This window comes from Pseudoalteromonas sp. 2CM41L (assembly GCF_023161905.1).
Taxonomy (GTDB): Bacteria; Pseudomonadota; Gammaproteobacteria; order Enterobacterales; family Alteromonadaceae; genus Pseudoalteromonas; species Pseudoalteromonas atlantica.
In genome coordinates this window covers 45,890-61,547 of the sequence record NZ_JALNTN010000002.1, presented here as the reverse complement: position 1 = coordinate 61,547, position 15,658 = coordinate 45,890, and the positions used below count along the sequence as shown (strand labels likewise).

Here is a 15,658-nt window from a genome sequence, read left to right as displayed (position 1 = left end):
AATTCTCCACTACCTACTTAAACAGGCATGTTCATAATTTCTTGGTATGACTCAACAAGTTTATTTCTTACTTGTACTGTAGCCTCAAATGCCACTGACGATTTTTGTGAGGCAATCATTGCCTCAGCAAGCGATACACTTCTATCACCCATTTCAACAGCCACTACTTTTTGTTTAGCATCTTGTTGTAAGCCATTAACCGTGTTTAATGCATCACTTAGTAAGTCACCAAATTGAGCAGACGATGTTGGCTGAGCTTGAGTAGGTAGCTTATTGATTTGATTTGTATGGCCTGCTTCTAAAGCCATTGATTGCATTTCTTGAAATAGCGCGCTGTTTTGAATTTTCATAATTTTCTCTGGCAAATGCAGTTAACGTTCATAAAGGGAATAAAGCACAAAGTGTGCCATAAAAATAAACCTTTAATTACATAAGGTTAACTATTATTTTTAAGAGTCAGAGATTTGACAACCCTAAACTAAGCGTGGTTAGTTTAGGGTTATATAGAAGAAAGGGATAAAGTTATGCGGGCAGCGAAATACCTAAATCGCGCATTTGCGCTAGTTTATAACGTAAAGTACGCGGACTGATCCCAAGTGTTTGTGCAACATCTTTACGTTTGCCTTGGCAGCGCGCTAGGGTCTCTAATATTATTTTATGCTCTTTATCTTTTAGCTCATCTTTATAGCTGCCAGTATCAACACTAGGCAGAGAGCTACTCGCCTCTGCAGGCGTTATTTTGTCATCATAATACGCGCCACTGGGAGTGTTCGCTTGTTCAGGCGCTATCTCCTGTGTAGGCGTACTGTTAATTGGCGCTTGCATTAAGTTTTCAATAAAAATGGCCTGTTCGCCAATTACATTGCCCGTTCGCAAAATAAGCGCACGTTGAATTACATTATCAAGCTCGCGTACATTACCAGGCCATGCATGGCTTAGTAATTTTTGTTCAGCGGCACTATCAAGCGTTGCTAGCGGCTCTTTACTTTTAACTAAATGGCGCTCTATTAAATGCTTAGCCAATACAATTATATCCCCTGGGCGATCACAAAGCGGTCGCCACATTAGAGGAAATACGTTTAAGCGATAATATAAGTCTTCTCTAAATTGATTATCTGCAACGGCTTCTTTTAGGTCGCGGTTACTGGTTGCGAGTACTCTTACATCGAGTGAAATTGTTTTTCGGGCACCTAAACGCTCAACTTCACGCTCTTGCAATACCCGTAATAGCTTAGCTTGCAGCCCCAAGTCCATTTCGGTTATTTCATCAAGTAATATGGTGCCGCCTTGGGCTTGTTCAAATTTACCTGGGCATGCTTGTATTGCACCGGTAAACGCGCCTTTTTCGTAGCCAAATAAAGTGGCTTCAAGCATGTTTTCGGGAATAGCCGCACAGTTTATTGCCACAAAAGGCGCATCGCATCGGTTTGATTTATCGTGAATGTAGCGCGCTAACACTTCTTTACCAGAGCCACTAGGGCCTAGCACCATAACACTTGCATCTGAGCGCGCCACTTTGCTCGCCAGTTCTAAAAGCGCAATACTGCTTGGGTCGGCAACAATTGGGCCGTCAGTGTCTTTTGGCTTTTCGGGTAAATACCGACTAACCATATTTAAAAGCACCTCAGGGGCAAATGGTTTAGCCATATAATCAATTGCGCCTAAGCGCATTGCCTCTACTGCATCATCAATCGTTGCATAGGCAGTCATCATTAATACGGGGAGATCTGGGTAGTTAAGCTTAATGCTTCTAAGTAAATCTAGGCCGCTCATCGCGCCCATTTGCACGTCACTGACCACTAATGAAAACTCAGATTTTTTTAATTGGATCATGGCTTGCTCAGCACTATCGGCTGCAACACAGGCAATACCCGACATTTCTAACGTGTCTATGAGTGCTTCTCTTAAACCTGCATCATCTTCAACCACTAGTATTGTATTACTCATGCTGTTTTCTCCTGCGTTGAGGCCGTGCATATGGGCAGCAATAAACTAAAACATGCACCACCATTGGCATTATTAACCACTTCAACACGTCCTTGATGCGCATTAGCCACAGAGCTTACAACAGCAAGCCCAAGCCCTGTACCTTGGCTTTTTGTGGTATAAAACGGTTCAAAAATTTTCTCTATTTGGCTCAACTCTACACCAGGGCCGTTATCGCATACGCTAATACGCACGGTATCGGGTTCGCTGCTATCGCGCTGCGCTTTCAATGTCACCAGGGCTTGGCTGCCAATAATTTGGATACTATTGTGAATAAGGTTTTGAATAGCACTGGCCAGCGCGGTTTTATTACCGGTAATTTCTATGTCTGGCTCTGGTAGCTCAACAACAAGTGAGCTGTTATTTAAGGCCACCATTGCATCGGCACCTAGTTTTACCTCGTTTAAAAGCTGCTGCATAGAAACCTGTTCAACCACTTGTTGCTCGCCGCTTTTGGCAAAAAGTAGCATATCGTTAACTTGGGTTTCTAAATCTTTTAAACGCGACATTAACTTAGTTTGAAAGTTATCGCGTGATGACTCTGGTAGCTTTTTAGAGCCCAAATTGGCCGCGTATAACATAGCCGCCGAAAGCGGTGTACGCACTTGGTGCGCAAGCGAAGCCACCATTTTACCTAACGCGCTTAGGCGCTGCATATGGGCTACGCGCTTTTGCAAACGGCGCGTTTCTGTTAAATCTGTCATTAATATTAATTGCCCAGGCTCTGGCGCTAGCGCAGTAATATCAAGCTTTATAAGGCGCCCATCTTTGAGCGACACTTCATGTCCATCATCTTGGTGGGGACGAAAAGAGCGCTGAATAATGTTAAACCACTTCTCTCCTTCGAGCGGCTCGCCTAACATATCAATCGCTATTTGATTGGCTTTTGCAATAAGCCCTTTGCCATCAAGCACTACAACACCCGCAGGCATGGTATCAACTAAGTGCGACAGCCAACTTGCCTGCTGTCTTAAATCACTTAATTCACCAATGTACTCTTCTTGAAGTAAACATGGGTTATACTGTTTTGCAGTAATAAACTGTGGTTTAAGTACACTCGCAAGGGCCATAATCAAATCTCTTAATGATGTAGATACAGGGCTAAATGCACAATTTATACCAATATTATTTTATATATTTTTCATTTAGTTACCTTACAATATCGCGTAACAAAAAAATGACGCACACTAAAAGGAATAATAATGAGTGAGCAAAATAAATGCCGTTGTGCATGGCTCGACGCCACAAAGCCTGATTATGTGAAATACCATGATGAAGAATGGGGAGTCCCCCTTTATGACGATACGAAATTATTTGAATTTATTACCCTCGAGTCGGCGCAAGCGGGCTTAAGTTGGTACACCATTTTAAAAAAGCGCGCAGGCTATAAAAAAGCATTTGCTAATTTTAATGTGCAAAAAGTGGCTAACTTTACAGCCGATGATATAGAACGGCTAATGCAAGATGAGAGCATAGTGCGGAACCGCTTAAAAATTGCTGCCACCGTTAATAATGCTCAACGGTTTATTGAGATTCAAAAAGAATTTGGCAGCTTTAGTAATTACCAATGGCAATTTGTGGGCAATAAACCAATTATTAGTGATTTAAATAGTGTTGAAGATACCCCTGCAATTACCGAGGAGTCAAAAGCGTTTGCAAAGGATTTAAAAAAACGAGGTTTTAAATTTTTGGGCCCTACAACGGTATACGCACATATGCAGGCCTGTGGCATGGTAAACGATCACAGTAATGATTGTTTTAGAAAAGAAGAAATTATAAAGGCGTTTAGTGAATAAGTGATTTATCAGCATAAAAGTGATCTGTTCATAAAAAGGTGAAGAGACGCTTCGCTTTTGAGAAGTAACGTGTAAGTTAATTGTGGTTTCTCATTTGATCTCGTTTTTTGGGGGGTTAAGTAATTAAAAGCTGCGCTTTTTACGCGAGCAAGCTTTGCGTCTACCGCCAAAGTTTAAGTTTGCGTTTATCTCGTAAACGCGAAGCTTGCTTGCGTGACGGGCAAAGCCCGTAAATTAATTCCTCAAAAATGAATAATAAATAACGAAAAGTCTTTCACCATTTGCATACTGTTAATCTCGCGATAGATTGTACTTTTTCATTTTTTCGACAAGCGTAGTACGCCTTACACCTAATATTTCTGCGGCGCGCGCAACAACGTAATCAAAACGCTCTAACGCTTGGGTAATTAAGCTTATTTCAAGCTCTGCTAAATAATCTTTAAGCTCTATACCCTCTTCGGGTAATACGCCAGATCCCGGTTGGCTAAATTCAGGCTCTGGTTCATTATCATAATCGCTAAAGCCTGAGCTAAAAATATCGTTAAAGGCATCTTTTTCAAGTAGCTCTTCAGGGTATTCTGGCTCGTATGCGTCTACCTCGATGTAGCGATATTTATTGGGTAAATCGGGTACATCCACTACTTTTTCAGGGAACATAATCACCATGCGCTCCACTAAATTAGCAAGCTCTCGAATATTACCAGGCCAAGCATGCTCTTTTAGGCTCTCTACCGCGCGCTCTGTAAATTTAGCCGACGTACCACTTTGCTCATTCACACGACGCATTAACTCTTTAAGTAATAAAGGTATGTCGTCTGCACGCTCATTAAGAGACGGGTTTTCAATAGGAAACACGTTTAAACGGTAATATAAATCTTCCCTAAAGCTGCCCTTTTCAATCATTTCCTCAAGGTTGCGATGAGTAGCGGCAATCACCCGTACATCTGCTTGAATCGCTTTTGTGCCACCTACACGCTCGTAGCTGCGCTCTTGTAATACACGCAATAACTTTACTTGCATTTGCAGCGGCATATCGCCAATTTCATCTAAAAATAGCGTACCGCCTTGAGCCAATTCAAAGCGTCCTTTACGTGCAGAAATAGCGCCGGTAAACGCCCCTTTTTCGTGACCGAATAGCTCGCTTTCGAGCAACTCTCCAGGAATAGCACCACAGTTTACTGGTACAAACGGCCCCGTATTGCGTTTAGATAATAAATGGACGTTACGCGCAACCACCTCTTTACCTGTACCCGATTCGCCTAAAATAAGCACGTTTGCATCGGTTTTAGCCACTTGCTCAATTAAAAAGCGTACGTTTTTAACTGCATCAGTTTCGCCAACTAAACCATCAAATGTTTTGTGTGGTTTATGCTGCTTGTGGCTCCCAGGCAACATACGTTGGTACTGTTGGCAGTCGTGTAATAACTGTGTGGTTACTTCGTGATTAAACGGCTCACAAATTAAGCCCACTACATTAGCAATACTTAATAAGGGCTTGAGTGTTTCACCAATCAGTAAAAAAGGCAGGGTTGGAAAACGCTTAATTAAGCTTTCATGATCTAAGCCTTGCAATGCACCTAAAATAACAATGCATTCTTGTTGTTGATACTTACTAGATACTTGCTCAAAATCACTTTCGTCAAGTAACTGCACAGCTTCCCCAATAAAGGTAAGCGATGCATTTAATCCTATTGCACGGTTATTATTATTATCTAAAATCAAGATCATAGTTAGCGAGCCATAATTTCACTAATTTATTTTATTAGCTAAATTGTAAGCGAGATCTGAATGGATGCAAGTAATAGCGGCGGTTTTTTGACATAAACGCCAAAAAATAGACGGATTAGTAAAATCAATCATACTTAAGAATTAATCATTAAGTATCAGTTTATATAAACCCAATATAAAAGCTTACTAAAATTTTAAAGGACAAATTACCCATTATACGAAATATATAAGCTATTATTTACTTAAGTTGAAAGCAGCAGTGCCGATAACTATACGATAGTAAAACGTTTGGCATTAATATTGCTTTTGTTTTGATATTAGTTTTACATAATTTTAGTAGTTAAATTTTAGGATTTTCCCATGGCACATGTCTCACTGAAAAAATACAGTCAAGTTCGTGCAAGTAACATTGCAGAAATGGCGCCGTATGAACAAATAAACCTTATTTTTAGTAATATTATTGGTCGCTTAGCCGCTACTAAGGGTTTTATTGAACGCAAAGAAATAGAAAAAAAAGGCGAAAACCTCTCAGCATGCATTTTATTATTAGGTGCACTGCAAGATGCGCTTAACTTAGAAGTAGAACAAGATCCTAGTATTTCTGATAATTTATTGGCGTTATACGCTTACTGCCAACGTAAGTTAACTCAAGCTAATATAAATAATGATATTGAAGCAGTTGTTGAAGTTTCAAGCATCATTAAAGAAATAAAAGAAGGCTGGGATAGTATTCCAGCAGATCAACGCAGCCCTGCGGTATAAGGCTATGGGTCAAAGCCTTTCAGCTAAAGCAAAGCATATTAATGAGCTGCTTAATAATATTGAAGCATTAGTACAAAGCAATAAAGCTGATGAAGCTAAACCTAGTATGGATACTTTAAATATTGAGCTTAAAAACTGGTGCGAAAGTGATGCCCCGCCAAAAGCTCAAGAATTAGAGGCTATTCAAGCTGCTATTAACACTATAAGCAAGCAAGCAATGGCTAAAAAGAACGAATCATCAAAAGCCATAATTAAGCAAAAAAAATCAGGTAAAGCTATCTCTGCCTACAAATCAGTTTAACTAAGTATCGCACAGCGCTATTTAAACTTAATTAAGCATAAAAAAACCGTTTATAAAACGGTTTTTTTATAGGCCTAACGAATTTTACTGGTTATGAATTGTTACTCACCACGCCAGGCATATTTTCAAGCTGTGCTTGCACATAACTACTTGTAGAGTTGAGGCTCGCTACCAGTAAATCCATGGCATTATATTGAGCATATAACCTGTCTGATAACGACTCCATCTTGCTGGCAAGGCTAAGTCGTTGGTCATCGATATCTTCTAGTTGATTTGTTTTACTGTCTATACGGTTTTGAATAATACCATCGGAATCTGTATAAAAGCTCATTAAGTCATCAAAAGACTGGGCAAAGCCGCCCTCATCTTCATCACTACCCACAAAAAACTGCTGTACTAAATCTACGTCTGAATCTATTTGCTCGTTTAGTGTTTCAGTATTGAGTGATAAAACACCATAGCGGTCTGTTTCAACACCTAATTGTGAAAGTGATAATGAATTACCATCACCTAAATCGACCGACTCAGTTATTTCACTACGCAGTTTTGACATAACACCACGAAGTAGTGAATCTCCCGCCATTACACCAGCGCCACTTTCACCTGATGCACCTAAATTATTACTAAGCTCTAACAGTTCGTTGTAACTAGTGATAAAGCTATTTAAACCTGCTTGTATATTATTATTATTTTCAGTGACTGATATATCGCTCATATCATCGTCGGCATCATGCAATTTTTTTGCGGTGATATCCACGCCATCAATTACATTGCTAAATTCATTAGTATTGCTTGATACCGTTAATGTGCCATCAATCGTTATTTGTGCATTTTGTGCAGCGTTTACTTCTGTTAGGTTTGTAGTATGGTTTAGCGGGTCTGCGTCAGATACATCGTAAGCTAACCGTGAGAGCCCACCAGTGTCAGTATTATTACCATCGTCATCTTGTACGGTAATAGTAATTGCATTGTCTTCACCAGTTTCTTTACTAGTAAGTACTAAATGCTGGCCATCATCACTGGTTACTATAGTCGCCACAACCGAGTCATTACTATCGCTGCCCGTAAAGGGGCCGTTATTAATTTGGTCGCGTAAATCTTCTAAGGTATTAGTTGCAGACAGAACAGTGGAAAAACTGTTTTCACCAGAGCCAATTGTAATTACACCGGCGCCAATTGCCTCATCGGCAGCAAATGCAGGAGATGACAATTTATGAGCTTGCGCTAATGCATCAACTTTTACGTTATAGCTTCCTGGTTGGGCGTCTTCATCTGCACTAATTGATATAAAGTCATCATTACCAGACGTACTACGCTTTTGGTAGTTATCACTATCGCCTAATGCTTCCATAGCCGTTTGCACCTGCTCTAAAGCAGATTTTAATGCGCCTGCAGCTGATATATCTGTAGTTAAGTTACTTTCAGTAGTATTTAAACGAGCCTCAGCAGGGGCCTGCTCAGCATTCACTAATGCATCAACAATGTCTGATACAGCTAAGCCAGAGCCCAAACCATTAAACGAAATAGACATACTTCACCTCTTTAAACACCTTAAAATAAGCTAACTCTAAATACACGAGTAACAATAGCCGCTAAACAGTTTGATCAATTAAAATACCCGCAGATTCAGAAAGCTTTGACACTAAGCTTAATACTTCTTCCGAAGGGTATTGCTTAATTACATCACCACTTGTTTTATCAAGTATTTTAATTACATCACGCCCTGAGTCTTCATCAACTTGAAATTGTAGACTACGGCTCATCTCTCCCATAAACTCCTGCAATTGTTGCGCCACTTTTTCAAGCTGTTCACGCTCAAGTTGTTGGTTTTGTGAACTATTGCCCTCAGAGCTTTGCTGCGTATAGTGATTGTTTAACTGGTTTTGCGAGCCTTGTTCATCCGTTTTATTTACGTCATCAACAGCGCGCTGAGTCAATGTCGCTCCAGACTGCCCTACTTGTTTATCTTCACCAGTTAAAGATGTTGATGCTATCGTAACTTCTGCGTTTGAAGTAATGGTGTTCATAACGCCTCCTAAACTTTGCCGAACTTGTATAGTTATTAAACTAACAATAGCTTAATTTATACCCTTAAACCACAAAAGGAGGTAGCTAAAGCCACCTCCTTGTTTTAAAACTAATACTGACTTTATGTACTAGCTAGCTGTTCATTAAGCTATAACATTTAACTTATTAACCTAATAAGCTAAGTGCTGTTTGTGGTAACTGATTCGCTTGCGATAAGATTGACGTACCTGCTTGTTGCAAAATTTGGTTTTTCGTCATCTCTGCTGTTTCAGTTGCAAAGTCAGTATCTTGAATACGACTACGAGATGCAGATACATTTTCAGAGATGTTTGCAAGGTTGCTGATAGTGTGGTCAAAACGGTTTTGAACAGCACCTAAATCAGCTCGTTGCCCATCAATATTCGCTAAAGCATTATCGATTATAGCTAATGCGTCTTGAGAGCTTTCTTGAGTCCCAATATCAACTGTATCTACACTAAATAAGGTACTGTTATAAGTAGCTGATGCATCTCCAATCAAAGACGCGTCTCCAGCCGCAACAGTAAATGCAGCTGATGAGTTTAACTGGATTGAGCCTACCACACGCGCAGAATCAGTTGTGCCGCTTACTAAACTAGTAGGGGTTCCTTCGTCATCTCCACTATAATCAAGAGCTGTAATATCTAAATCAGCAGCAACATTGGCTGGTGTTCCTGCGTCGTCGACTGCAGCAAAACCACTTATCGTAATATCATCACCTTTGTCATTAGAAAGGATGAGCTCATTGTCTTCATTAAATGAAGCTGTGACACCATGCTCACCTGTCTTGCTATTAATTGCCTTTGCAAATGATGCAGTATCATCCGCCTGAGTTCCTGAAGTAGTAATTGAAATATTTGAACTATCGTCTCCAGAGCCTATAGTAAATGATAGTTGGCCCCCATCAACCAATACGTCTGCATCATCTAAAACAACTTTCATCTGTGTTTTTGCCTGTGCATCAACTCCTGTTTGTCCCGAACGTGCATTAATTTTTTCTATTGCACTTCTGGCACTTGACTGAGCGTCTATTTCTACCTCAACTGAATCACCACCGCGTCCAACGATTGTATATTTTTCATTTGCAACCGTACTATTAGGAATAGAGCCATTCGCCGTTGCTGAGGTTCCAAACCCGCCTGCTGCTGCAGACTGAATGTCATATTGATTGGTACCTATAGCCGCAGCACTTACATCGCCTAATGAGACACTGATTGTTTCATTTGCGTTAGAGCCAACTTGGAAAGATTTAGAGCCAAAGCTACCATCTAATAGTTGCTGCCCACCAAACGAAGTGGTTTCAGCAATACGAGTTAACTCAGTTTGTAATGCCCCGACTTCTTTCTGCAATGCAGCACGATCATCAGCGGAGTTTGAACCATTTGCCGATTGCAGAGCAAGCTCACGCATACGCTGTAAAATATTAGTCGACTCTTGCATAGCGCCTTCTGCAGTTTGCGCCATAGATATACCATCGTTTGCGTTACGCTGAGCTACTGCTAGACCATTAACTTGTGAAGTCAAACGGTTTGAAATTTGTAGACCTGCCGCATCATCTTTTGCGCTGTTAATACGCATACCTGATGATAAACGTTCCATTGACGTTGCTAAATCAGAACCTGATTGAGATAGGTTACGTTGAGCGTTTAATGAAGATACATTTGTATTTACTGAAATCATAATAAAACTCCTGATTACTTTCGTAATGTGACTGTTTAGATTTAACCAAGAGCTGTCACAACTGTATGTTCAAGCTCTGTTCTGGTTAAGTTAACGGCAGGAAATAAATTATCTTTAGAAGTATTTTAAAAATAAATTAGTTTATTTGTTTAATAAACCATAATTACTTGTTTTTAAATAAAAATAATAATTTATTAATTTTCGCTATCTCAAAAAGCAAAAACGCACTTCAAATTGAAGTGCGTTTATAATAAAGAGTTATTAGTTAACTAGACGATTAGCCACCTAATAAACTAATTGCAGCCTGTGGTATCTGGTTTGCTTGAGAAAGTATTGATGTACCTGCTTGTTGCAATATTTGGTTTTTAGTCATTTGTGCAGTTTCAGTTGCAAAGTCTGTATCTTGTATTCGGCTACGTGATGCCGATACATTTTCAGCTATATTTGCAAGGTTACTTATTGTATGGCCAAACCTATTTTGAACCGCACCTAAATCAGCGCGTTGCTCATCAATATTTGCTAAAGCATTATCGATTATAGCTAATGCCTCTTGAGAACTATCTTGAGTTCCAATATCGACAGTATCCACACTGAACAAATTGCTACTGTAAGTAGCTGATGCATCTCCAATCAAAGACGCATCTCCAGCCGCAACCGTGAATGTACTCGATGAGTTTAACTGGATTGAGCCTACCACACGCGCAGAATCAGTTGTGCCGCTTACTAAACTAGTAGGGGTTCCTTCGTCATCTCCACTATAATCAAGAGCTGTAATATCTAAATCAGCAGCAACATTGGCTGGTGTTCCTGCGTCGTCGACTGCAGCAAAACCACTTATCGTAATATCATCACCTTTGTCATTAGAAAGGATGAGCTCATTGTCTTCATTAAATGAAGCTGTGACACCATGCTCACCTGTCTTGCTATTAATTGCCTTTGCAAATGATGCAGTATCATCCGCCTGAGTTCCTGAAGTAGTAATTGAAATATTTGAACTATCGTCTCCAGAGCCTATAGTAAATGATAGTTGGCCCCCATCAACCAATACGTCTGCATCATCTAAAACAACTTTCATCTGTGTTTTTGCCTGTGCATCAACTCCTGTTTGTCCCGAACGTGCATTAATTTTTTCTATTGCACTTCTGGCACTTGACTGAGCGTCTATTTCTACCTCAACTGAATCACCACCGCGTCCAACGATTGTATATTTTTCATTTGCAACCGTACTATTAGGAATAGAGCCATTCGCCGTTGCTGAGGTTCCAAACCCGCCTGCTGCTGCAGACTGAATATCATATTGATTGGTACCTATAGCCGCAGCACTTACATCGCCTAATGAGACACTGATTGTTTCATTTGCATTTGCTCCAACCTGAAATGCTTTAGTACCATAAGAGCCGTCTAAAAGCTGCTGCCCACCAAACGAAGTAGTTTCCGCAATTCGAGTTAACTCAGTTTGTAAAGCTGAAACCTCTTTCTGTAAAGCGGCTCTATCATCAGCAGAGTTTGAACCATTCGCCGATTGCAAGGCTAGTTCACGCATACGCTGTAAAATATTAGTTGACTCTTGCATGGCGCCCTCAGCGGTTTGCGCCATTGAGATACCATCGTTTGCGTTACGTTGAGCAACCGCTAAGCCGTTTATTTGTGAAGTTAAGCGGTTTGAAATTTGTAGGCCCGCGGCATCATCTTTTGCGCTATTAATACGCATACCTGATGACAAGCGCTCCATTGAGGTTGCTAAGCCTTCTCCAGATTTTGATAAGTTACGTTGTGCGTTTAATGACGATACATTAGTATTTACTGTTAATGCCATTTTTACCATCTCCTAGGTTTAAATAGAGTGTGGTTCAACACGTTTTAACAGGAACCACTATTCGATAATTTCTAATTATTAGAAAAGCATTTACTGTGCCAACTTTAAAATCTATGTAACAACCTGTTTTAAATCACTTTTTTAAAGTTATATTATAAGTTATCTGTTTAGCTGGAGTGACGACAATTTGTTGCCGCTATTTTGAGGGAGGTTTTTGCCGCTTTGTATTAGCTAAAGCGGCAAAGTATTTCTGCTTATAATGTGTTTATAAGTAATCAAATAAAGAAAGGTTAGTTAAACGGCCAAACGTGGCTTGCGATGCTTGCAGTGCGGTTTCTTGTTTAGTGAGCTCACTAATGGCTTCTGCCATGTCTACTTCTACTAAATCAGAAAGGTTGCTTTTGTTTTGAATATCTTGCGCAAGATTTGAGTCGCTTACGCTTTCAACCGCATTCATCCGCCCGCCTAAGCTCGCTTGCGTATACACAACTTGCTCGCTGGCGTTTTGAAGCTGTACTACACCATCGGCTAACACTTGCTGAAAATCATCGTTTTCTAGTGTGCCATCATTTAACCCCGTAATGAGTGATTGTAATGTATTAAGCACATTTTCTTTGTGCGGCTTTTCGAGGGTAAAATCAAGCTGCCCTGGTGCTGCGCCTTCAAATTCGATTTTCATGCCTGCAAAATCGATTGGCTCATCCGTTATCTCGCCTACTTGTGCAGGGCTTAGCGACACGCCGTCACGCAAAATTTCATAAGTATCAGGGTCGTTAGCGGTAGCGCCTGGTGTTATTACAACATTATACGTGTTCGCTGTTGCCGCTGCGGTTGGATCTGCATTGTAATTTTCTTGATGGAAACGGTCGAACTCTGTTTGACCATCGACATAAACCGTGCCCACTGTAATATTATTTGCAGGCGTAGTTACCGGGATAGCAGCTTGATTATCAGTAACATCTAACCTTGCATCACTTTTCTCGAACGTATCAAAACCGTTATCGCTTGATTTAATACTCACGCCTTCAGCAATGGTTATAACATGCTGGCCTTGATCCCCATTGTAGGTGTACTCACCTGTTGTAGAGTCAAATTGATAGGGTTGGGTGCTGTCTTGGTAGCCTGAAAATATAAACTTACCGTCTTCTGAGCGGGTATTCATTAAATTAACGAGTGTTTTTTGTATTTCACTCAGCTCTGCCGCGATTGACTCTAAATCATCTTGAGTATAAACACCATTGCCCGCTTGAATAGCTAGCTCTTGAGCTTGTTGAATATTGGTATTTATACTTTGTAAGATGGTTTCTTCGGTTTCAAGGCGGCCAGTTAATTGGTCGATATTTTTAGTATATTGCTCATTTGTTTGTATTTTATTTGAATACAGCATCCCTTGTGAAATAGCAGCAGGCGCTTCTGAGGTCGTTAAGTATTTTTTACCTGTTGTTACTTGCTCTTGTGCATTAGCAACACTTTGTTGGTTATCGAGTATTTTATTAATGTTGTTTTGATACATTAAGTTATTTGATAAACGCATAATTACCTCGCCGCACTTAATAAGGTGTCAAAAACTTCTTGAGCTGCAGCCAACACTTGAGCTGATGCTGAATATGATTGTTGGAAACGCAGTAGGTTGGCAGCTTCTTCATCAAGGTTTACACCCGAGAGCGACTCATACCACGCTTCTGATTGCTCTGCTAACGCATCAAATGCGCTGGCACTGGTAATGGCTTGGCCAGTGACTACGCCAATATCACTCACTAACCCTGAATAGGCTTGGTTAAACGTGTCATGATTGTCGGCAGCGGCTGTTGTCACTACATTTTTACGCACTAATTCGCCATTTTGTAAATCAGCGAGTTTTAAACCATTACGGTTATCATCAAAGCCGCCTTCGTTAAATTCAAGGGTAAAAGTGTCTCCAGTAGCTGGCGTGCCTTCAATATCAAAATCAAAGCCATAGTTGCTATAAGGTACGCCAGCCTGAGCCAGTACGCCCTCTGCTGGAGGCGTTACTGTAAACGTAGAGGTGCCATTTGCATCTGTAATTTGATATTCGTTTGCAGTGCCTGTTTTAACTAACGTGATATCGCCATTGGCTAAACCAGGGGTAGTGTTAAAGCCACCCGAGGTAACACTTGTTACTTCTCCGGCTGAAATAGTCGCTGTACCTACATTATCTATGCTGTTAGCTGTACGAATAGGCGATGCCAGTGCTAAGTCTTCACCGCGGCTTGTCGCAAGGGAAATACTGGTTGCCGCCTCTGAGTTAAGTTTAATTTGAAATTTATCCCCGATATTACCTGTACCTGCTACATCAATTTGTAAACCAAACGACTCCCCACTCGTAATATCATCTGAGTCGATAACACCTGATGGCGGTATCGCCGCTAAAGAGGCGCTGCCTATCGGCTCCCCTTTATTATCTATAGGCTGAATGCTCACTTCATTTGCATTAGCGGTATAAGTAACAATAAAGTCGCTGGCAGGCAGTTCACTGCCTTTACCAGCCTCAAGCGTGGCAGTTAAACTGGCGCCGCCGGTATTAGCTTGGTATGCATAAGCACCCACGGTAGGTATATTAAATATATCACCGCCTAGCTCGCCGTTAGCATCCATACCCAATTTATTTTGCTCGTTGAACGCATCAGCAATTGCCAATCCCATTTGGCCAATTTGATTTTGTGCAGGCACAAGTATGTCGTCTCTAAATGCGAGCAAGCCGCCAATCTTGCCTTTTAATTTAGTTGCATCTATTTCTAGCGGCACGGCTTTGCCGCCATTAACGTCAAGCGTCAATTCTTTAAAATTAGGATCGGGGTCGCCCGACAGTGAAAACAAGTTAAATGTACCGTTTTCCATAACTAAAGATTCACCGCTGCCCATAAAGACGAGTTTTTCGCCATTAGGGCCATCAAGTGTTTCTATATCAACAAGCTCTGATAATTCACGAATCGCTAAGTCGCGCTGGTTATAAATAGAGCTTGCGCTTGATGCGTTATTTGTGCCATTTACGACTGCTATTTCTTGGTTTAACGTATTTATATTTTGGATAAGTGAGTTGGCTTCTTCAGAAAAAATCTCAAGCTGCTCATTTACTATACCTTGTTGCTCAAGCACGATACCCGAAAGCCTATCCATTTGATCAACTAAGCTTTGCGCATCGGTCATTACTAATGAGCGAGCAACTGTTGAAGACGGCTGGTTTAGCGCCTCTTGCACGTTATTAAATAATGAATTTATACCCGTTGATAAGTTATTAGACTCTTCTGAAAAAATAGTATCAACACGGTTGGCTTCTGTTACAAATTGATCAAAAAACGATTTATTTGACGTGTCGCGGTTTAACTGCGACTGGGCAAACTCGTTCAATAACCTGTATGTTTCGCCGCGACCTACTTGGTTATCAACCATCGTGGTAAATTCAGTGCGCTCACGTACGTAGCCTTCTGTATTTACATTGGTGATGTTTTTACTGGTCGTTTGCAACAGCTCAGAGCTTGAACGCACCCCAGCACTGGCAATATTTAATAAACTAAACGACAT

General features: G+C 40.7%; 13 protein-coding genes. 3 read left to right on the top strand and 10 right to left on the bottom strand.

All coding sequences use genetic code 11. The features are described from left to right. Nucleotides 1-17 precede the first annotated feature (17 nt). From fliE to MTF64_RS03120, 3 genes are all read right to left on the bottom strand, one after another. The gene (fliE, locus tag MTF64_RS03130) at nucleotides 18-350 is read right to left on the bottom strand and encodes a flagellar hook-basal body complex protein FliE (protein WP_004588289.1); all 333 of its coding nucleotides are present in this window, start codon (nucleotides 348-350) and stop codon (nucleotides 18-20) included. Between the two features lie 172 nt (nucleotides 351-522). Next, on the bottom strand, nucleotides 523-1,947 hold the full coding sequence (locus MTF64_RS03125) for a sigma-54 dependent transcriptional regulator (protein ID WP_064386716.1): 1,425 nt from the start codon (nucleotides 1,945-1,947) through the stop codon (nucleotides 523-525). Beyond that, nucleotides 1,944-3,056 carry an ATP-binding protein gene (locus MTF64_RS03120; protein WP_064386717.1) on the bottom strand — a complete coding sequence of 371 codons (1,113 nt, stop codon included), beginning with the start codon at nucleotides 3,054-3,056 and terminating at the stop codon, nucleotides 1,944-1,946. The genes MTF64_RS03125 and MTF64_RS03120 overlap by 4 nt, the downstream gene beginning before the upstream one ends. A gap of 132 nt (nucleotides 3,057-3,188) precedes the next feature. Between MTF64_RS03120 and MTF64_RS03115 the strand changes: the two genes are divergently transcribed. Further along, complete coding sequence (locus MTF64_RS03115) at nucleotides 3,189-3,782, top strand: DNA-3-methyladenine glycosylase I (RefSeq protein WP_004588286.1); 594 nt, start codon at nucleotides 3,189-3,191, stop codon at nucleotides 3,780-3,782. A gap of 291 nt (nucleotides 3,783-4,073) precedes the next feature. On the opposite strand, the gene MTF64_RS03110 is transcribed toward MTF64_RS03115, so the two are convergent. Beyond that, entirely contained in the window at nucleotides 4,074-5,510 is a 1,437-nt protein-coding gene (locus tag MTF64_RS03110) for a sigma-54 dependent transcriptional regulator (RefSeq protein WP_054982994.1), read from the bottom strand. Nucleotides 5,511-5,870: 360 nt separating this feature from the next. Here MTF64_RS03110 and fliS point away from each other — a divergent pair, with 360 nt between their 5' ends. Continuing rightward, entirely contained in the window at nucleotides 5,871-6,272 is a 402-nt protein-coding gene (gene fliS, locus MTF64_RS03105) for a flagellar export chaperone FliS (RefSeq protein ID WP_058548563.1), read from the top strand. Between the two features lie 4 nt (nucleotides 6,273-6,276). Next, complete coding sequence (locus MTF64_RS03100) at nucleotides 6,277-6,573, top strand: hypothetical protein (protein WP_248450551.1); 297 nt, start codon at nucleotides 6,277-6,279, stop codon at nucleotides 6,571-6,573. A 91-nt stretch (nucleotides 6,574-6,664) separates the two neighbouring features. On the opposite strand, the gene fliD is transcribed toward MTF64_RS03100, so the two are convergent. The 6 genes from fliD to flgK form a co-directional block, all read right to left on the bottom strand. Then, on the bottom strand, nucleotides 6,665-8,104 hold the full coding sequence (gene fliD / locus MTF64_RS03095) for a flagellar filament capping protein FliD (protein WP_248450549.1): 1,440 nt from the start codon (nucleotides 8,102-8,104) through the stop codon (nucleotides 6,665-6,667). A gap of 61 nt (nucleotides 8,105-8,165) precedes the next feature. Further along, nucleotides 8,166-8,600: a flagellar protein FlaG gene (locus tag MTF64_RS03090; RefSeq protein WP_248450547.1), complete on the bottom strand. Its 435-nt coding sequence runs from the start codon at nucleotides 8,598-8,600 to the stop codon at nucleotides 8,166-8,168. Nucleotides 8,601-8,766: 166 nt separating this feature from the next. Continuing rightward, nucleotides 8,767-10,299, bottom strand: a complete 1,533-nt coding sequence (locus MTF64_RS19885; RefSeq protein ID WP_282446961.1) for a flagellin — start codon at nucleotides 10,297-10,299, stop codon at nucleotides 8,767-8,769. Between the two features lie 277 nt (nucleotides 10,300-10,576). Next, entirely contained in the window at nucleotides 10,577-12,115 is a 1,539-nt protein-coding gene (locus MTF64_RS19880) for a flagellin (protein WP_282446960.1), read from the bottom strand. 265 nt (nucleotides 12,116-12,380) lie between these two features. After that, a complete protein-coding gene (flgL, locus tag MTF64_RS03055) occupies nucleotides 12,381-13,649 on the bottom strand; it encodes a flagellar hook-associated protein FlgL (protein WP_248450545.1) in 1,269 nt (422 codons plus the stop codon). A 2-nt stretch (nucleotides 13,650-13,651) separates the two neighbouring features. Next, entirely contained in the window at nucleotides 13,652-15,658 is a 2,007-nt protein-coding gene (flgK, locus tag MTF64_RS03050) for a flagellar hook-associated protein FlgK (protein ID WP_248450543.1), read from the bottom strand.